Raw genomic sequence first — 17,722 nt, 5'->3', positions numbered from 1 at the left:
CTTTCTTCTGTTTGGCCAATTGTCATTGTTGATAAACAGAAGCTAATCTCGAAAGTGCAGAGCCGACATGCCCAGCCGTCCCCAAAATTATGCAGATCGTTCAAACCTGCGAACGAACGGCGGAAATACCTTTTCGGAACTCAGCCGGTGTGTGGCCCGTCTCTTTCTTGAACGCCCGGGTGAAAGCAGAATCCGAGGCATAGCCTGCGCCTTCTGCGGCATCCGTCAGGGATGCACTGCCTGTCTGAAGAACCTTCTTGGCAATCTCCATCCGCCATGAGGTTACATATTCCATCGGAGACATCAGCATCAGTTTCTGGAACTGCACGGCAAAGCCTGTGCGTGACATACCGGCTGCATTGGCAAGCATCTCGACCGTCCATCGCTCGGCGGGCGCTTTGTGAAAGGCGTCCAGCGCGCGGGCAATGTTCTTGTCAGAGAAGGCCCCCAATGCCCAGTTTTGCGCGTCGCTGCTTTCAATGAAACTTCGAATGGCCTGCGCAAGAATGGCTTCGGACATCTTGAGCGCGATCAGATCGCCACCCATTTTGCGCCCGCCTGCTTCTTCGCCGATCATACGCAAGGTGGCTTCCATCCATCGCCCTGCGTTTTCACCGTAGTTGGTCAGGTGAATGAAGGGTGGCAGTCGCTCCATCAGAATGTGCCGGGAGTTCGGTTCAAAAGAGAAATGCCCGCAGATCAGCTGGGTTTCGCTTTGCGGTTCTTCGCCGCCATAGACAAGAACGCCCGAGCCATCAAAACCGGATTTTTCCAACACCGCATCCAAGGGCATGACAGTGCGTTCGGGTTCATGGCCGCAAAACAGATCGTGAGACGCCCCGTGCGGAATGATGACCAGATCGCCCTGTGCAAGAGAGATTGGTTCGTCTTGCCCAGCAACCTTCACCAGACAATTGCCCCGGTGCGCAAAGTGAAACCGGGCCACATTTTCGTAGCTTGGAACGGCAACGCCCCATGGTTTTGTGAAGGACGTACGGAAATATAGCGTCCCGCGCATCGACAGGTTGGTGAGAATATCACTGAGAAGGTCAAGCATACCGCATTCAAACCTTTCTGATCGAACCTGTACAGACTTCTGAACGATCTGCATGAAATTCGGGACGGTAGGGCATGTCGCGATCACATCTCTTGAGGATACGCATTCATTATCGAAACACTCAACGGAGCTTCCGAGATGAAGAAACTGATTTCCGCACTTGCCGTCACGCTTGCCATGACCGGCGCCCAAGCGAACGCTCAAGACATTGCCGCCATGAATGACCTTGAATACGCGCATATCGCCTATACGGCTGACAACATCGATATCCGCTATGCACACCTCGCGCTGGCCTTGTCTACCAATCCCGACATCCATGACTTCGCCAACACAATGATCCGCGACCATACCGCGGTGAACGAGGCAGCCTTGGGTCTGTTGGACAAGCTTGGTGCGTCTGCGCAAGACAATGCCTTTAGCCAAACGCTGAACGCGAACGCGGAGAAGATCATTGCTGGTTTCGTCGAACTGCGCGGCGCAGAGTTTGACGCGGCCTATGCGGCCAACGAATTGGCCTATCACCAGGCGGTAAATGACCTCGTTGAAAACACCATGATACCGAATATCGACAATGCCGAAGTGAAGGCGCTGTTCGAACAGGGGCTAGAGATTTTTAAGGCGCATGAAGGGCACGCCGAAATGATGGTAAAGGCGCTGAAATGATGAAAAACACCTATTCACGTCGCAGCGTGATGGTGGGGGCGGCAGCATCGGCAGCCGTCCTGACCGCAGCCCCGCTTCGCGCACAAGACCCGACCGTCCATGAAGTCCACATCCGAGCCTTCTCATTCGATCCAGACAAGGTGCAGGTGAAAGTTGGGGATACAATCCGTTGGATCAACCATGACCTTGCCCCACATACTGCAACTGCGGATGAGTTTGGCTGGGACACCGAAGAGATCTCGAAGGGTGAGTTTGGCGAGGTCATTGTCACCAAAGACATGGAAACATCGTACTTCTGCGTATTTCACCCCCACATGAAGGGGACAATTGAGATCCTGTAATCTCAGAGGAGCTTTCACATGAAAATCTGCCGATCGATCGCTTTGGCTTGCGCACTCTTGATGCCGGTCGTTGCTCTGGGTTGCCCAACTGTTCAAACCGACCACGCAATTCAGGATCAATTGTATTCCGAGCTAAAAGCTGCACCCAATGAGATGATAGGTCGGGGAATAGAAGCCCAGATCTGGGAGACTTGGATATCAGCCCCTGATGAAAACGCGCAGGCCTTGATGGATCAGGGACGCGAACGGATCAGAGTTGCAGACTACGCGCGCGCCGAAGAGCTATTCTCAGACCTCATTGAGTATTGCCCGCACTACGCAGAAGGCTGGAATCAACGCGCATACGTACGCTTCTTACGACAGGATTACGGTGACGCTCTTGAGGATGTATCGATCGCATTGGAATACGAACCGCGTCACTTCGGTGCGCTCGCGGGGCGGGCGACAACTCTCCTAAGTATGGGACGCGTCGAGGTCGGCTATGTGGCGCTTCGAGAGGCGCTGAAAATTAACCCATGGCTACGTGAAAGGCATCTAGTGCCGCTAGATCAGGACATTTAGCGCACAAGCTACGGATAGACCTTCGTTTGCTCATCGAAACAGGCAAAGGCTCTTTCTGGTCATTCATTGCAGAACGTTCGCATGTCGGCTCTGGGCCGTTAGCCGCCGTCCTGCCCTGTCGCTTTTCCGCCACACCCGGGTTTACTCTCCGCTTGTTTCGACAGTGCTTCCACTGGAGTTGTTCGAACGCGAGCGTCCACCCTGAGGTGGGTGGCAAGGGTTTGTTATGTATGGTTAATTTTGGTTGCGGGAGCTTGATACCACCGAAAACTACACAGCAATCATCCGACCCTTTTGGGCGGAAAGCGGAAGTTCGCTGCGCCGCATCGGCAGTCTTCGAGCTTGTTAGAAAGCGGACCTTCAGTAAGAACCCACCTTGGAGACATCATCTGTCTCCCTTGGGGCGTTTAGATGGTCGACCGCCCCTGCACCACGAGATCTGCCCCTTCTTGATCCAAAAATGGCATCCGCACTCGTTCTTCTGATGGACCGACGGGTGTACCGTTGGTCGCAGCCAGAAGTCTTCTGAGACCCGCCAGCGTGGCCGCTGATTGGGGTTGAGCGACAGAATGATGACTTCCCCACAGCCACCGGGGCACCTCAGGCATGCCCACTTCTTGATGTCACCATTCTCCACAAGCGTGAGCTCATCAGGCACCATAAATGAGTGGTCCGGCAGTTTTGAGGCGCGGTCTATAAGAAAGTCGAAACGCAGAAGGTGCAGCCATCGCAAGAGCTTTGAAGCGGTGTGTTTCATATCAGTTCACCATATCCAGAAACGGGTGCATATCCCCCCGTCCGAGCGTTTCTGCTTGGTTGCAACAGGGGCAATCTGACCCCGGTTCGACCAGGGGCCTGCGCTCATCTCTTGCGTGAAAGCGCCGCATGCGCGTAGGTACCATTCCGGCTTCTCCAGCGAGCCCAGTCACGCCCGCCAGCCACTCATTTACTGCCATCGCCGCCGCTTCGGTAGTGAACGTGACGACTGCTGGAGATGGATCGCCTTCCCCCAAAACGTAGGCTTCTTCTTTTAGCCTCTCGTAGGCGACAGGGTCGTCGCGTCTTATGGCTTCTTCACGCGCGCGGCGGGGCTCTACGTAACTGCCGCAAAGCAGGCAGGGATGCCCAGGCACGAGTGTCGAAACGCGGGCAAAGAGATCATATGATCTGTCGGTCCGCCGCTGCATCGCAAGCCCAACATCGATTACGGGAATGCCGTAGAAGCGCGCGAAGCGGTTTAGAAACAACCGTCCAGCGTGGTCATCTGTGCAACAAAAAATCACATCACACGCTTTCAACGTATCCCAGGTTTCCGGGTGTCCAGCCCAGGCGTCCACGCTCACCAACGTCATGCCGAGCCCAGATTCCCTCACGGTTCGCGTGTGAATCGCAGTCTTCGGCAATTTTGCATCGACATCCGAGCGGCGCGCGCCATGAAGCCGGTTGAGATTTGTCTCGTCCACGATGTCCTTGTCGAATTGGACGGCCTCCTGAACCCCAAGCCGCAACAGCAGGGGCAAAACAGCACTCCCGGTCGCGCCGCCGCCAGCAATCCCACATCGAAACCCAGCAATTTGACGCGAGGCTTCCTTCCCGAAGAGGCGGACCTGGCGATCCAGAAAGTCTGCCGGCGTTCCCTTTAAGCCCGAGATACGCATGCGCGGTCCGACATGGAGGATCCGACCGATAGCATCGGCTTTTTCTGGCTGCGCCCAAATCCGAGCAGCGATGTCACCATTGCCGGCGATAACGACGCTTATCAATCCTGACGCCCCCTTCAAGAGAGCAGTGCGGGCCAGCTCGGCTTCGTTGCGATCGTCCTGCTCCGAGAACTTGGCCTGGCCTTTGGGGTGGGTATGAACCAGCGCAGGAACGAGACCCATCACCTTAGCCTTGTTCAGGAGGTGCATGAAGCCATCGGTCTGCCAAGTGACGTGCCGCGCTGACGCTGACACAAGCTCGTCACTGCCAATAGCATGGAAATGATGCGAAACCAGTCTACGCCGCGGTTGACGTGTCCACGGATCGACTTCGATATCGGCAATGCCAAAGAGCATGTAGGCTGAGCGCTCCGACCCGGCCCCTGCCGTCAGCAGGGACCGAATCTGCGCCTCGTGCGGGTCCAACAGGATGAGATCCAGTGCCTCCATCACGCCCGGGCCTCCGCCAACGCTGTTTGCACACGGGCGACCATAGTCTGAAGCCCGTCAACGCCCGGACGCCATGCATTATTGTGCCGTGACCACCGCTGCCATACGCGACCACCGAAGCGGAGCTCAACGGTACAAGCCTTTGGCACTTGTCCGGTGCCTGCCAAAGTCAGCTTCGGCGCGACGTAGAACATGTCAGGCGGACAGTCTGGGTATCCCCTAGGCAGCAGGATCAGAACATCTGCCGCCGTGTGGTCGAATTTTCCGTCCGGCAGCGCGTGGTTCTTCAGGATGATCCCTGTGTTGCCACCCTCTGAAACCACCTCGAACTTGTAGCCATGACCAGAAAGATAGATCTGATCTTTTGACGGAAGGGCATCCCCTTCCGTCGTTTGATCGATCAGCGACACGAACCGCTCAACACCGGCATCGGCCAGGTTGATTACATCCGTATCAACAATCTTCCTATCATGCTGACCCGGGATTTCCTGCCACAGGTTGTAGTTGGGCGGCAATTTCGCGAGCTTGCGCAGCACGAAGCCGCTGATGCAGGCACGCGGCCATTCGAGATCGGCGTCATCGATCTTGAACTTGAAGCTGCGATCCGAACGAGCGACAAGCACCTTCTCGACGCCACGACCGCGCAGGTCGTAACTTTCGTCGAGCCGGATGTCTTCAAAATCGCCATTGGGCAGGATCGCAATGGCCACATGCTCATCGACAGGGCGACCACCAGCCGCTTCGATCAATTGACGTCCCAGCACCTTGGGATCGTAGAAGACATGTTTTTTGAAGTTAAGGTCCTCATCGGCGATGAGAACAGGGAAGCGAGGATCATTTCCTTGCGGTTTCATAGTGTTAGTCCTTATGCATTTAGAGGTCGCAGACACCATGTCTGCGCCTTCACAAGGACAATCGCGATGTCAGGAAGAATCCGGTAAGTCTGATCCGATTTTTTTTCTGAGCGTCCCGGATGGTGGCGTGTTGCAGATGAAAAAGTAGGGACAACGCGCACATCGGTCGCTGCGGTTGGGTGGAAACCGTCCCTCGATGATTGAGATCGCGGCGTTCGCGATCTTCTTCTTTCTGGTGGCAATCTGGCGATCCGACATGTTCAGAGGATCTCGATCACCGCCAGTCAGATAAACAAATTCCGCCTCCCCAAGCCCTCCTGCCGCAATCTGGAACGCGGCGGCGTCTAGTGCGTCCAATGCCTTGCCCGTCTTTCGCCCTGTGCGGATGCGCCGGAACACTGTCGAATGGCCGGTCTCGATCTGCTCGTGCGCTGTCACCACAACCTCGGCATCCTCGAAACGCAGCGACAAAGATTGGGGAGTCCGCCGACGTTCACCCTGCCGAAGTTGGATGAAGAACTTCAGCAACTCGTCGGAAATCTGCCGATACTCGGATGCGTAGCCGTGTTCTGTGGGTCCATGAGCAATCCAGGCGGCGTCGATAATCGCCCGCATCTCGATCTCATCAGGAGTGTCGTCGGGACGAGCGGTCAACTCATCGACGACAGCCTGCACGGCGTTGTGCATCCGCATCGGCGCTGATTCCAGGCGCCGTCCACCAACCTGCAGCACATGAGCGAAGAAGAATCGTCGTGGGCATTTGTCGAAGGTCGCGATTTGTGACGGCGACATGCGAGCAACGCCATCAACCTTCAACGTGAAGCGCTCAGCCTCTCCGACGACATCTCTCATCGCTGAAATCGGCTTTTGGTCGGACAGTTGGCCCGAAATGTCGTCGATAAAACTGGACCGGCCCTGCCGGTGTCCGTTTGACTTCTTGTTGGGCGCGTAAAGAAACAGACCATCTTCCGCCCGCGATAACGCCACGAAGAACAAGCATCGTTGTTCCTCATCATGCCCAGCATCTATTGCTTCGCTTCCCCGAGATATTGGCCCCTCGATCATACCGTCGGGTGGAGGAAGACCACGGCTCTGTTTAGCCGAGCGTGGAATCGAGCCGCTTGTCAAAGACGGGAGGTGAAGCACCTTGAACTCAAGACCCTTACTCCCGTGGATCGTCATTAGACGAACAGCGTCTATGCTTTGGGCGGCGGTAGGCAGATCGCGCAGATCCCGTTCGTCCGACAGGATCACTAGCCGCCGGATGTGTTCCAGGAGATCGCGGATAGGGTAGCCTGATTTTTCGGGAAGGGCTGAGCGCAAGAAGTTTTGGAATTGCCAGAGCGCTAGCGCAGGATTGGCGTTGCCCTCGCGGGCCTGCGTTGCGATGTCGGCCGCAAGGCGGGTACGATCTAGATATATGTTCGTGATCACCTGCCACGCGGTTGCCGTCGGCTCAATTCCCTCAAATGCATCAACAAGAGATTTCACTGAGGCCCGACCGCCTTCACTCATTCCTGGCACTGTTTCCAAAAGGTTGCGCCAATCAAGTGGCAGAGGCTTCTTTGCCGCCCGAACCGTTTCGATGGCGACGGCGACGTCTTCGATGGACATCTGAAACGGCAACATTGAAGCAATGCACGTCAGCCCCATAACCCTTGGATCGATCACGAGCGATAGGAGGGACAACGCTTCCTTGATCTCTGGCCGATCAAACAAAGGACCGAGAAACAGAACCGGGATCCCACGTGCCTCGAGGCCCGCGGCTACTTCTGCCAAGCGCGCATTTCCCTTGCAGATCACGGCCTGGTCGCGAAGTGCAGTCGTGTCATCGCAGGCAGCCATTATGCGTGCTGCGATTTCGTCAATCTCGCGATCTTTGGATTCAACAGAAACGAAAGAGGGCGATACACCGCTTTTGCCGTTGAAGGCGTTTGCCTGAAAGCCCGAAGTCGCCATACGTATCGTCGCGAAAGTGCTGAACGTGTCGCAGATTTCCTGGGATGACCGGTAGTTCATGCTGAGTTCAAGTGACGACCCTCCAGGGAAGTCTTCTATTTCGAACCGATCGATGTTGTAGGAGGACGCGCCCCGAAAACGGTAGATCGACTGCTTGGCGTCTCCCACGACCCAGAGATTCTTGCCATCCGGTTTGAGAGCGCGCAGAAGCCGAACGCTTGCACGGTTCACATCCTGATACTCGTCCACAAGGACGTGTTCATACCGCCCTTGCAACTCCGTTCGCACGGCCTTGTCAGATTCGACCAAGGCCGTTGGGCGGGCGACAAGATCGCCGAAATCGACTGCACCGCGCTCGGCTTTCAATTGTTCATAAAGGTCGTAAACGGACGCGATCTCGAGGCATTTCTCCGCAGCTATCTTGCCTTCTTCCGTCTCCGCCGCATCAGCCATCTGCTGCGCCAGCTCGCGGTAGCGATGTTGATCGACAACTTCGTCTTTCGCCCGTGAGATTGCCGAAAGGATGGACCGCAAATTGTCGGTTGGGTCCCAAAGATCGTTGAAATGCTTTAGCCTCAGGCGCGGGAATTCGTCCTCAAGAAGCGCAATGGCTTCCGTGGCATCGATCAAGCGCGGGTCTGCAGGCAATCCTGCCCGATCATGGAACCGGCGCAGAAGGTCGAGCCCAAAAGAGTGAAATGTTCCGATCCACGCCGACCCGGCCGCTTCCGGCCACGCCAACATGGCGCGATCTGTCATCTCACCAGCAGCCTTGTTTGAGAAGGTGAGCAGCAAGATGCTCTCTGGGTCGACGCTGCGGTCCTTCAGTACCGACAACCGTCCAACGAGCGTTTGAGTTTTGCCGGTGCCCGGCCCAGCTTTCAGCAGTAGAGCATTGCCTTCATGTTCCGCCGCGCGTCTCTGTTCTTCGTTCAAGGGTTTCGGCGGCGCCACCGTATCCTCATCCGGCTCACTCTGCGGAAGTAAGAGCGCATCAAAAAGCTGAACCGCCACCATCGGATAGGGGGCACCCAGCTTTTTGGTGATGTCACTTGCGCTCAAACCCTTGTCGATGTGCCACGACCAGGCCATGGCTCGTGGAAACAGGAACTCGCGTGCGAAGAGGTCCATTTGGACCTCCTCGCGTGCGCGATTGCTATAATCGACTACTCGATCAGCGCCGGCGGATGAGGGGTCTGCAGACCGCGCCGGATCGACCTCCATGGTCGGCGGAATGTCTACTTCACCACCAAATTCGTGATGTCCGATTTCGTGCGCGACCAGGAATGCGTCGAGAAACATATTACCCGTGTCTTCATGCAGGATCGTGGCAGATGCCCGTTGCAGAAGAGCTTTGCCGCCTTTGAGCTGCGGATGACCCGCTGGAAGTCTTCTCACCTCAAGATCGCGAACTTCGGCTTCAGCCAAAACAAATTCATAAGGCTGTGCGGGATCGCCGCCCTTGTTCACTCGGTGATTATGAAGATCAGTCGCGCGTGCGCGTATCGCTTCAATCCGATCCATCGTCAGCTAGCAGCGACTGCAATACGCGCTGCTCCTCCTCCGAAAGCCCGGCAAGATCAACGTAATCTTGGAAGTCGATCTGTGGCACAGCACCTGGCTTTACATCTGATTTCATCGCAACGGCATGCCCATCCCCCTGCTGCATGCCGCTGATGACATCCTGCATGTGTACGCCGAGCCTGTTTGCTAGGGCCTTCAAAAGGCTCGTTGGCATCGAGGCGATATGGATAACCTCGGCGTTCAAGCCGGTGAAAAAGGCTCGAGGCAGACCGAGGTCACGGGCAAATTCTCTAACACCTGTTCCAAACAGGGATTGCCGGACGTGTTGGACACGCAGCGCCTCCGTGCTCACAGCCTTGGTTTCAAGTGGAAGACTTGCCTCAGCCGACGCCAAATCGCTTATCGACAGTTCGTTGAAGAGCGCAAGGAGATCTTGAGTAAATTCGGGGAAGCGCTGGAGGTATGCCTTGAGAATCGCAGGCGACATCTCCTCTTCCACGGTGAAGTCGTTGAGGACGTCTTCTCTATCGGCCATCATGAACCTCCAGTTCCAGCGCTTGCCGGATTTTTGCAAAAGCTCGATCGCGCCGGTTGCGCACAGTCTTTTCAACGCAGCCCAAAAGCTCCGTCATCGAGGGTTCGCCATCTTTGTTCGTCTCAATAGGAATGTCTGCGAGCATCAAATCAATCACCTCTCGTTCGTTTGTCGGTAGAGCGTTAATCGCATCACGCAGGTGAATCCGGTAATCGAGATCCTCTTCAGCCGTGAGGCTGACTTTCTTGTAACGCTCGAGAGCGGCTTCGACGGCGGCGCGCACATCGCCGGTGACTTCGTCCTCCGTGTCCTCATTCGCGTTTTCCCGCCGGTTTACTTTGCGAAGCTTCGTTATGTGGGCCGCACGCACCGCCTTGTCGAAGACAACTTCATAGATATCGAGTTGCTCATCATAAACCTGCCGGTCGGTGAACATCAGCTCCGTGACATGATTGACGGTCGCGTCGCGTATTTCAGAAAGACGCGCATCTTCATGGACTTTTTCACCTACGTGCCGGTTTGCTCGCGGACACGCGGCTTCAACACGATCGCGAAGAATGTCGTAGAGCTGAATGAACCGACCGTCTGAATTGTCAGACTTTGTCTGGCGCAGATGGTAGACGAGTACTTCCGACGGGACATAGTCGCTATGTCGCCGATCCCGAATGGACGCGCGGTCAAGCAAATCCTCTAAGGACCAAGCAAGGCTCTTCTCGATGTACTGTTTTGTTGGCGATCGTCGCGTATAGAGTTCGCCGCTGGTTTTGCGTTTCCGCAGTGGTTCAATACTCATCCAGATACACGATTAATCCTTGCTCTGTGCGTTTCTATCACGGGGCGAACCTCAGCGGCAAGCTCTCAACTATGTCGAGCGCCCATTTGATATGACCCTATGCGAGAATGAATGAAGTTCCATGCTTATTGGTCGAACAACTGGTTTGACTGGCCGTGGATCGATACATTGAAAGCAGTCATTGAAGGGATGAAATGATAAGAGGATTGTTACCCCTTAGAAAAGAAAATCTTCCGATCTTCGTCATTGTGAAGGTCGTGTCGAATAACAATGTCGCGTTGAACTGGAGCTGACTCTGAGAACAGTTGAAACGGAGGAACATCGAAGCAAATTTCAGCTACTACGGCAGCGAAATCCTTATCATAGCAGTCTGCCAATACCTTTAGATTAGTCGAAGGGAAGCTATTCTTGAATTCGGTATTGTAGGGTGGGCGAAAGTGACGAATGAGAGACGCTTCGTAGAGTGTTATACGTTCATGCTCACTAGTGCCGAATAACTTGTCCAGGCCTTGGCCGATCCGATCTTGGCCTGCTGAAGAGTCTTTCGCCCAAGGGTTCAAAACAGTGAACATCGTGGTTGCTGGCTCGATCTCAAGCAAGAGTAGTTCAAGTCGGTATCCGTCTGGCACTCCCGTAAGTGCGATTTTCTGCAACGTCTCGTGTTTGCGAAGCCGATCTATGGCACTACGTGAACCACCTTTGCCGTATGCTCGCCCGACGTAGACGACTTCAAATTCTGGGATCCCATGCTGCAGAGTTAACGCTTGCATCAATTGCTCGTCAGTAGGAGCAAAGCGGTTTCCTTCTTCGTCGGTTAGATGCCATGTCTCTTCAACGTAATCGAGTTCAAGTCCCTCAGGTAATGGGAGCTCCACTTCTAAAGCTGCTCCGTTTCTTTTGAATTCGACTAGGAGCTTTCGTCCGTTCTGTCGAACGCCCACCAAGTCGATTCTTGGCACAAATCCCACTAAGTAGATGTGGGAGTTTTGCACTCTCTCACCTAGCCTTTTTAATAGATCGCTATCGTAGAGTTGCTTTGCAGGAAAATGAAAGAAGCTGAGAGCGTACATCGCTAAAGCATGTTCAACATCGAAGCGTTTTGCGCCCATCAATGCCTTTAATTTATCGTTCTCATCGTTCACGGTGTAATTCCTTTGAGGTAGGTAAAATTCATCTCTTCAATTTTTCGGCGAGAACATCACCTGCGTTGGGCTTTGAATGGCATGCCCAATGATGTTGGCTTGAACGTCTTCATCCAGCAAGCAGAATGCACTGCTTGATTGAATGACCGCTAACCGCAAGCTGCATCGCAGCGAATTTTATTGCGAGCAATGTCCGGTTGGGGCCGATTGCATCCCTTTCCCAATCTTCTGCGCTTTTGCTTGCAGCGCATCAGATTGGAAAGGCCTCCCATGCCCCGCTACATCACTCTTCGTCCCGCTCTTTACGAACATCTCCGCCGAGAGGCCGCTCTTAATGACCGGACGATCAAAGCTCAGGCTTTGCACTGGCTTGCAATCGGCAAGGCGATCGAAGCGTCGGACCTCTACACCCACTCGGAACTCACGGCTTTACTTGATCGTTTCAACGCGGCGATCTGGCCCGAGGAGCCGACATAGTTCCTCAATACGCATAAGGGCGCGGCATGTGCCGCGCCCTTTTGTTTGTGACGCATGCAGCAAGCGCATCACGCTTCGGGCTTTGGCTCGTCTTTTGTCTCCGCCTTAGGTTTAGGCTTCCGTGCCTCCCGTAGTTTTTCGACCTCAGGGTCGATCCCTTCGGGGCGCAGTGGGTGACGTTGAATCTTCTTGGCGTCGCCAGTTTTGGCAACGGCTTCAAAGAGCACGAACACTTTGCGGCCAAAGACTTCGTCTTCGTTTGCCGCTTTCAGGAACGCAGGCAAAGTGGCAGCAAAAGCCTCAAGGATTTTCGCTGTGTCTTCGGCTTGAGTTTTGCCGATGTCTGCAATGACGCCAATGGCGCGCAACTGCGTCGAAGAGAGGTTTGTAGTCAGGTCCATAGGAATTCTCCTTTTTTGACCTTGTGAGTTTAGGGAACAATCGCTCCCGACGAATGCCGACGGAGGCTTTTCGCTGCCGCCGACACTCAAAAGATTGTTTCGTTGCCCAAGCGAGCAAAATGGTTTGGGAGAGGTTTGACTCCCTTCAAACTTCCGGACCGTCTTTGAGGTTTGGCTTCGTCCACTTGTGAACCGCCCGCTTGAACGCGGTGATGCGCCCCACTAACGACTTGCGTGCCTCAACGATCTTCTTGCGCGCCGCCTCTGGCAACGCAGCAGCCGCTTCCACAATCGCGTCATCTGCCGCTTTGATCTCTTCAAAGTGAGACTGCACTTCAGCCCAGGCTTCCTGCCTTTCCACCTCGCGGGCCTTTCGGCGTAGAGCCTCAAAGGCTTTTCCGAACAGGCTCCCGGCGAAGGATGTGCCCTGCCGTCGCGCTATCTCTTCGAGCACTTTGGGATCTCCGGCGGCGACAGCCTTCGCGATCTTTATGTTGGTCGCGGCTTCTTTCTCGCGCTTGGCTACGCTGGCTTCACGGTCGGCCAACTGCCGCTCCTTTTTTTCACGCCATTCACGCGGGCTGACATGCTCCACATGCTGTGGAAGGTTGGCTGGTTCCCTTTTAGTTTTGCCCTCCACTACTTGCTCTTCACGGTGCCTCTGCACCGCCTCCCGCAACGCCTGTTTTCGTCGCTCACCGCGTTTCAATCCAAGCTCTGAGAACCACTCCCCCACACTGTCCTGCGCCTTCTCATAATCTTTGATGTGTGGATGCACGGACGGCTGCAACATCTTGCGCCCATCCTTGGTTCGCGAGCGCGGCATCACAATCGCATGGATGTGATACGTAGTCTCATCAAGATCCGCGCGTGCGTGAATGACGTCCTCGCCAAAGCTGTCTCTAAGCCAGTCCACAGCGGCCTGCTCAAAGCGCTCCTCGCGACTTTCGCCAAACAAGTCATTGATGTTGTCTTGATCAAAGGCCGCAAACCAATTCTGGTGCGCCGTGATGATCACTTCACGCAAAGGACCATGCCGCGTGCCCCGCCAGGGGTCTTTCGGGCCTTCGACTATGCGCTTCGCCATCTCTGCCCTGCGCCGCCTCTTTTGCAGTCCTTCAAGCTCATTGGCAAAGTTCTCCGCCCGCATCTCTGCGATCTCGGCAAGCGCCCGTTGCCCCCAATCCTCCTCGCCGATCAGGCGTCGGTTGCGGTTTGAGCGTGTCTCATCCACGTGACCAAGATCACCGCCTTTTCGCGTGCGATGCCGCTCATAGCCGGCCAGATCTGCTGGAAAGAGCCCCTCCATCCGCAACACCACCGGATGTCGCGTGTCGGCGGTCTTGATGTCTTCCCCCATAATGTCGCCCTCTCATTGTGAGGACGGGAAGTGGGTCCGCTGTTGCAAACTTGTGCATCACAGGTTTGAGGCACCACCTTGACCAGAGCGCTGCTTGGCTGCGCAGGGAAAGTTACTCACTAATCAGCCCGCGCAGTTTCCCATGGAAACCGCTCTGGCTGGCGTTCGTCGGGGCCCTGCCCCAAACCCCGTGCTGCCGCAGGCCACCTGCGCCGTGGGCGGCAAAGGAACGTTCGCCACGCTCCTTTGCAAACCAAAGGCGTCTCCTGACAGGCTCAGGGGGTATTCCGCATACCACCCCAAAACCCCGTGCTCTTGAAGAAGGTCCTTGCGCCGACCTTCCCCAAACCCCTTCCAGCGCTATGAAGTTGCGATACCGCACAGGACAGGACGCCCGTTCTCAACTGCGCAGACTTTGTGTCGCGCATCTGAGAACGGGGACCAGCCCCGGTTCAGAAGAAGACGTGATGTTTGATCCAATTGGAGATCCCAATGACCGATATCCTTTCCCCAGACGTTGTGCTGCCAGCCGTGTGGCAAGACAGGTTGCAAACCGGCGACGTGGTCGCATTTCGTTTTCCTCATGAGACTGACGGATCAAACGATCCCAAAGTCCGCCCCGCTCTCGTGCTCGATGTAGAGGAGACCGACGTCGGCCGCTTCGCATCTCTCGCCTACGGCACCTCCAATCCACGATCCCGCAAAGCCGATTACTGCGTCGATGTGCGTTCCGAGAATGATCGCGCGCCCGCAGCGCTTCACCGACCAACACGCTTCAATGCCGCCCGGAGGGTCCTCGTGTCGCTCGATCATCCAGGCTTTGAATTGAGCGCAGAAGTTGGCACGCCAGTGCTCGGGCGCCTGACCGGACCGGCAAGCGATCGCATGCACCGCGTGCGTGCACGCATTCACGCAGAACGCGATATCCGGCGTGATTTTCTCAGACGTCAGCGCCGCGACGCCGGCGGCCTTCGTCCGGTCACGGTCGAACGGCGTTCTCCAACCCACAAAACGACATGGGAGACGCTCAATGTCTGAGCCAAATCTCGATTATGACCCGATCCAGGCAGCGGTGTTTCAGGCACTGACACTGGCTTCCAGCGCGCACAACGCGCTGGATCAAATTTCAGGATATTGGATTGATCGAAGAAGTGCGGACGCTGCGCGACGGCTGTCTGCCCGGATTTCACAAGAGAAGATTTTTTCTGCGCTTGATCTCGACGCTCTGGAACAAGTTCTGCAGCCATTGACGGCAGTTGCGGAGGCTGGACCACACACAGATGTCCCAGTCTCATCACGACACACCGCTGGCAGGCCCCTTAAACAGATACTCCGCCCAGGAGTTCAGGATCTGCACGAGAAGATCCAGCCTTTGATGGAGCTGCATAGAGCGCTTTTGACCCTCGGTCGTCTACGTCGGTCTGAGCAAATCGCACAGACCCTGCGTGGGCAAGATATGACCTGATCAAAATGCTTGGAGGCGCCGATGCGCCTGCAACCTGCTTCCATTTCGCCAGCGCTTGCCGACCTTCGAAGTGAGGTCGGCAGGTGCTCGCCCTACCCAGAAAGAGACACAATGATCCCTGCCCCAACACATTTCCCGAACGACAATTCACACCGCGTTGCGTTGTTCTTGCAGCCGCCGCCTCGAGATGACTTCGACCGCTTGGAAGAACTCACCGCAAACGGCCTGCAAGCCGCGCGCAAAGCCCTCGAAGACCTCTCGTCTCTGGCGATACAGCTTGACCGCTCGACAGCCGCAAACATCACAGAACTTCGGCAGGCTGTGGAGACGCGACGTTTACTAAACGATCGTTTTGTAGACGCTGCACATGCCATCAGAACGCAGATCGCCGACATAGAACACCCGGAAGATTGCGCGGAGGTTTTCGACCGGATTGCGCACCAACTTCAGCAAGCAATTTCGCTTTCCAATCGCGTGCGTGACCTGCTCGCCGCGGAGCGCGACGTGGGCTGGCATCGAGGTATTCGCGACTAAATCGCAAATTTCTTTTCATTACAAATCAATGGCCTGGCGGATTTTTCGTCAGGCCTACCAACTTTCTTTTCAAACCAGCTTGGCGGATTTTCAAAGAGTTCATCTTCTTCATCACAACCACCGGGAAGCTCGCTTCCCCCTGATGAGGATACCTCCCGTGTCGACCACGCCTGATACCACCGCCCGCTCCCCCGCTTCTGTTGAAGTTCTTATTGGACTTCTTGCTGAGCGCTACATCGCGACGCTTACAGCCGCAAACGACAACCACGCACCTCGCCCCAAAAAGGATCAATAGCTATGGCTCTTCTTGTCGCACTCTACGCTCGGTATTCCTCGGTCTTGCAAGACGCTTGCTCCATTGAAGACCAGATCCGCCTGTGCCGCGCCTATGCGGAAAGCAAAGGCTGGGAGGTCGCTGCCGTCTACATAGACAAAGAGATGTCGGGGCAATCTGCAGCACGCCCAGACTACCAGCGCATGTTGCGTGACTCCAAAGCTGGCGCGTTTGACATTGTCCTGGCAGAAGCCATTGACCGACTAAGCCGACGCACTGCTGACGTTACGGATCTGTGCGACCAACTCGCGTTTCGCGGTCAGTCCCTTCATGCCGTCAACACCGGTGAGATTACGCCAATTCACGCGGCGGTCTTTGGCATGATGGCGCAACAGTTTTCTAAAGATTTGGGCGCAAAAACCAAACGTGGTCAGGTCGGCTCAACACACCGAGGTCGCGTCGCAGCAGGCATGGCTTATGGCTACGATGTTTCGCCTGGCACGGACCAGAACCGCGTCATCAATGAAGAGAAGGCGGACGTCGTTCGTCGTATCTTTGAAGATTTTGCGAACGGGTTGGCTCCAGCCAAGATCGCTGCTGCATTAAACGCCGAACGCGTCTCTGGTCCTTCCGGTGGCCTTTGGCAATCATCGACGATCCGAGGGAATGCAAAACGCCAAACCGGCATTCTACGCAATCGCGCCTACATCGGCCAAATCATCTATGGTCAGATGAAGTTTCGCAAAGACCCCAAGACAGGCAAGCGCACCTCCATTCCGGGTCCCGAACCTCTCGTCGTCGATGCGCCCGATCTGCGGATCCTTCCACAAGACCTTTGGGACGCCGTATCAGACCGCTTGCAGTCCATCTCACGCGAGATGGCCACAGACCCGGAGACCGGTCTGGCTCTCAACCGCGCGCACCGCAAAAAGTTCCTGCTGTCCGGCCTGCTCAAATGCGGCTGCTGTGGCGGCAACATGGCGATCCAAGCCAGGGACCGCTACGGCTGCTCAACGCGCAAGCGCAAAGGCACATGCGACAACGCCACGAGTATTACGCGCGTCCAGGTCGAAGGCCGAGTGCTCGCAAGCCTCAAGGCCACCTTGCTGGCACCAGAGAACCTGCAGAATTTTGTCTCGCAAGTCAGCAAAGCGCTCACTGAACAACAAAAGTCAGCTGGTGGAACCCAGAAGGGACTGGAGAAAGCGATTATCAAGCTGGACGTGAAGATCACGCGGATGTTGGACCATATCGAAGATGGCGCTGGCCACTCGGCTCTCCTCAAGGAGCGTCTGGAGCAACGACAGGCAGAGCGTGTCGCGCTGGTCGCCGATCTCGACGCTCTTAAGCACACCACACAGGAACCGTTTGTGATGCCGGACCTGCCCGTGGCTTACAGCACTCTGGTGCGCTCGCTTGAAGACACGCAGCGAGACCCTGCTGTTGTTCAACGCGCTCACGAAGCCCTTGCTGAGATGATCGAGGAGGTCGTCCTTAAGCCTGATCCCGCGGCTCAAGACGGCTACAAGATCACGCTACATGGTGATTGTGCTGGAATCTTAAAGGCTTACGGAGGTTTGGAAAAAGAAAATCTCCCGGAGGCGGTGAGCCTGCTCGGGAGTCAATTTTCTG

General features: G+C 55.7%; 19 protein-coding genes. 9 read left to right on the top strand and 10 right to left on the bottom strand.

Translation table 11 applies throughout. The features are described from left to right. Positions 1-100 precede the first annotated feature (100 nt). Positions 101-1,057: an AraC family transcriptional regulator gene (locus ABWV47_RS20535; RefSeq protein ID WP_353315270.1), complete on the bottom strand. Its 957-nt coding sequence runs from the start codon at positions 1,055-1,057 to the stop codon at positions 101-103. A gap of 138 nt (positions 1,058-1,195) precedes the next feature. On the opposite strand from ABWV47_RS20535, the gene ABWV47_RS20530 reads away from it, so the two are divergent. Genes ABWV47_RS20530 through ABWV47_RS20520 form a run of 3 tightly spaced genes read left to right on the top strand, consistent with a single transcriptional unit; the run spans position 1,196 to position 2,622 of the window. Next, positions 1,196-1,720, top strand: a complete 525-nt coding sequence (locus ABWV47_RS20530; protein ID WP_353315269.1) for a DUF4142 domain-containing protein — start codon at positions 1,196-1,198, stop codon at positions 1,718-1,720. Beyond that, positions 1,720-2,061: a cupredoxin domain-containing protein gene (locus tag ABWV47_RS20525; protein ID WP_353315267.1), complete on the top strand. Its 342-nt coding sequence runs from the start codon at positions 1,720-1,722 to the stop codon at positions 2,059-2,061. Before ABWV47_RS20530 ends, ABWV47_RS20525 begins: the two co-directional genes overlap by 1 nt. 18 nt (positions 2,062-2,079) lie before the next feature. Further along, positions 2,080-2,622 (top strand): tetratricopeptide repeat protein, encoded by a 543-nt coding sequence (locus ABWV47_RS20520; protein ID WP_353315266.1) that lies wholly within the window; start codon positions 2,080-2,082, stop codon positions 2,620-2,622. Between the two features lie 385 nt (positions 2,623-3,007). On the opposite strand, the gene ABWV47_RS20515 is transcribed toward ABWV47_RS20520, so the two are convergent. From ABWV47_RS20515 to ABWV47_RS20485, 7 genes are all read right to left on the bottom strand, one after another. After that, entirely contained in the window at positions 3,008-3,283 is a 276-nt protein-coding gene (locus tag ABWV47_RS20515) for a ubiquitination-like system serine protease family protein (RefSeq protein WP_353315381.1), read from the bottom strand. A 97-nt stretch (positions 3,284-3,380) separates the two neighbouring features. Further along, a complete protein-coding gene (locus ABWV47_RS20510) occupies positions 3,381-4,772 on the bottom strand; it encodes a ThiF family adenylyltransferase (protein WP_353315380.1) in 1,392 nt (463 codons plus the stop codon). Further along, positions 4,772-5,626 carry a multiubiquitin domain-containing protein gene (locus tag ABWV47_RS20505; protein WP_353315265.1) on the bottom strand — a complete coding sequence of 285 codons (855 nt, stop codon included), beginning with the start codon at positions 5,624-5,626 and terminating at the stop codon, positions 4,772-4,774. The genes ABWV47_RS20510 and ABWV47_RS20505 overlap by 1 nt, the downstream gene beginning before the upstream one ends. A 69-nt stretch (positions 5,627-5,695) precedes the next feature. Further along, complete coding sequence (locus ABWV47_RS20500) at positions 5,696-9,109, bottom strand: UvrD-helicase domain-containing protein (protein WP_353315263.1); 3,414 nt, start codon at positions 9,107-9,109, stop codon at positions 5,696-5,698. Beyond that, positions 9,096-9,647: a hypothetical protein gene (locus ABWV47_RS20495; RefSeq protein WP_353315262.1), complete on the bottom strand. Its 552-nt coding sequence runs from the start codon at positions 9,645-9,647 to the stop codon at positions 9,096-9,098. The genes ABWV47_RS20500 and ABWV47_RS20495 overlap by 14 nt, the downstream gene beginning before the upstream one ends. After that, positions 9,634-10,437: an RNA polymerase sigma factor gene (locus ABWV47_RS20490; RefSeq protein ID WP_353315260.1), complete on the bottom strand. Its 804-nt coding sequence runs from the start codon at positions 10,435-10,437 to the stop codon at positions 9,634-9,636. Before ABWV47_RS20490 ends, ABWV47_RS20495 begins: the two co-directional genes overlap by 14 nt. 209 nt (positions 10,438-10,646) lie before the next feature. Then, positions 10,647-11,579 (bottom strand): hypothetical protein, encoded by a 933-nt coding sequence (locus ABWV47_RS20485; protein ID WP_353315259.1) that lies wholly within the window; start codon positions 11,577-11,579, stop codon positions 10,647-10,649. A 270-nt stretch (positions 11,580-11,849) separates the two neighbouring features. Between ABWV47_RS20485 and ABWV47_RS20480 the strand changes: the two genes are divergently transcribed. Further along, positions 11,850-12,056, top strand: a complete 207-nt coding sequence (locus ABWV47_RS20480; RefSeq protein WP_353315257.1) for a TA system antitoxin ParD family protein — start codon at positions 11,850-11,852, stop codon at positions 12,054-12,056. Positions 12,057-12,124: 68 nt separating this feature from the next. Here the strand turns inward: ABWV47_RS20480 and ABWV47_RS20475 are convergent, their stop codons facing one another. Both ABWV47_RS20475 and ABWV47_RS20470 read right to left on the bottom strand, forming a co-directional pair. After that, complete coding sequence (locus ABWV47_RS20475; RefSeq protein WP_353315256.1) at positions 12,125-12,457, bottom strand: hypothetical protein; 333 nt, start codon at positions 12,455-12,457, stop codon at positions 12,125-12,127. 145 nt (positions 12,458-12,602) lie between these two features. Further along, complete coding sequence (locus tag ABWV47_RS20470; protein ID WP_353315255.1) at positions 12,603-13,817, bottom strand: plasmid recombination protein; 1,215 nt, start codon at positions 13,815-13,817, stop codon at positions 12,603-12,605. Between the two features lie 492 nt (positions 13,818-14,309). Here ABWV47_RS20470 and ABWV47_RS20465 point away from each other — a divergent pair, with 492 nt between their 5' ends. The 5 genes from ABWV47_RS20465 to ABWV47_RS20445 all read left to right on the top strand — a co-directional run. Further along, positions 14,310-14,855: a hypothetical protein gene (locus ABWV47_RS20465; RefSeq protein ID WP_353315253.1), complete on the top strand. Its 546-nt coding sequence runs from the start codon at positions 14,310-14,312 to the stop codon at positions 14,853-14,855. Further along, complete coding sequence (locus ABWV47_RS20460; protein ID WP_353315252.1) at positions 14,848-15,282, top strand: hypothetical protein; 435 nt, start codon at positions 14,848-14,850, stop codon at positions 15,280-15,282. The genes ABWV47_RS20465 and ABWV47_RS20460 overlap by 8 nt, the downstream gene beginning before the upstream one ends. A gap of 111 nt (positions 15,283-15,393) precedes the next feature. Continuing rightward, positions 15,394-15,816 (top strand): hypothetical protein, encoded by a 423-nt coding sequence (locus ABWV47_RS20455; protein WP_353315251.1) that lies wholly within the window; start codon positions 15,394-15,396, stop codon positions 15,814-15,816. Positions 15,817-15,958: 142 nt separating this feature from the next. After that, entirely contained in the window at positions 15,959-16,111 is a 153-nt protein-coding gene (locus ABWV47_RS20450; RefSeq protein ID WP_353315249.1) for a hypothetical protein, read from the top strand. A 2-nt stretch (positions 16,112-16,113) separates the two neighbouring features. Next, on the top strand, positions 16,114-17,722 hold a 1,609-nt coding region (locus ABWV47_RS20445), incomplete at its 3' end, for a recombinase family protein (protein WP_353315248.1).

This window comes from Shimia sp. NS0008-38b, from assembly GCF_040370365.1.
Lineage (GTDB): Bacteria > Pseudomonadota > Alphaproteobacteria > Rhodobacterales > Rhodobacteraceae > Shimia.
The sequence above is the reverse complement of the archived record's forward strand: the minus strand, read 5'-3'. Positions and strand labels throughout refer to the sequence as shown.

Coding starts and splice junctions, on each gene's coding strand:
- ABWV47_RS20465 (WP_353315253.1), top strand. CDS start 14,310: ATGACCGATATCCTTTCCCCAGACGTTGTGCTGCCAGCCGTGTGGCAA.
- ABWV47_RS20505 (WP_353315265.1), bottom strand. CDS start 5,626: ATGAAACCGCAAGGAAATGATCCTCGCTTCCCTGTTCTCATCGCCGAT.
- ABWV47_RS20515 (WP_353315381.1), bottom strand. CDS start 3,283: ATGGTGCCTGATGAGCTCACGCTTGTGGAGAATGGTGACATCAAGAAG.
- ABWV47_RS20520 (WP_353315266.1), top strand. CDS start 2,080: ATGAAAATCTGCCGATCGATCGCTTTGGCTTGCGCACTCTTGATGCCG.
- ABWV47_RS20510 (WP_353315380.1), bottom strand. CDS start 4,772: ATGGAGGCACTGGATCTCATCCTGTTGGACCCGCACGAGGCGCAGATT.
- ABWV47_RS20470 (WP_353315255.1), bottom strand. CDS start 13,817: ATGGGGGAAGACATCAAGACCGCCGACACGCGACATCCGGTGGTGTTG.
- ABWV47_RS20525 (WP_353315267.1), top strand. CDS start 1,720: ATGAAAAACACCTATTCACGTCGCAGCGTGATGGTGGGGGCGGCAGCA.
- ABWV47_RS20450 (WP_353315249.1), top strand. CDS start 15,959: ATGAGGATACCTCCCGTGTCGACCACGCCTGATACCACCGCCCGCTCC.
- ABWV47_RS20480 (WP_353315257.1), top strand. CDS start 11,850: ATGCCCCGCTACATCACTCTTCGTCCCGCTCTTTACGAACATCTCCGC.
- ABWV47_RS20535 (WP_353315270.1), bottom strand. CDS start 1,057: ATGCTTGACCTTCTCAGTGATATTCTCACCAACCTGTCGATGCGCGGG.
- ABWV47_RS20455 (WP_353315251.1), top strand. CDS start 15,394: ATGATCCCTGCCCCAACACATTTCCCGAACGACAATTCACACCGCGTT.
- ABWV47_RS20460 (WP_353315252.1), top strand. CDS start 14,848: ATGTCTGAGCCAAATCTCGATTATGACCCGATCCAGGCAGCGGTGTTT.
- ABWV47_RS20490 (WP_353315260.1), bottom strand. CDS start 10,437: ATGAGTATTGAACCACTGCGGAAACGCAAAACCAGCGGCGAACTCTAT.
- ABWV47_RS20530 (WP_353315269.1), top strand. CDS start 1,196: ATGAAGAAACTGATTTCCGCACTTGCCGTCACGCTTGCCATGACCGGC.
- ABWV47_RS20495 (WP_353315262.1), bottom strand. CDS start 9,647: ATGATGGCCGATAGAGAAGACGTCCTCAACGACTTCACCGTGGAAGAG.
- ABWV47_RS20500 (WP_353315263.1), bottom strand. CDS start 9,109: ATGGATCGGATTGAAGCGATACGCGCACGCGCGACTGATCTTCATAAT.
- ABWV47_RS20475 (WP_353315256.1), bottom strand. CDS start 12,457: ATGGACCTGACTACAAACCTCTCTTCGACGCAGTTGCGCGCCATTGGC.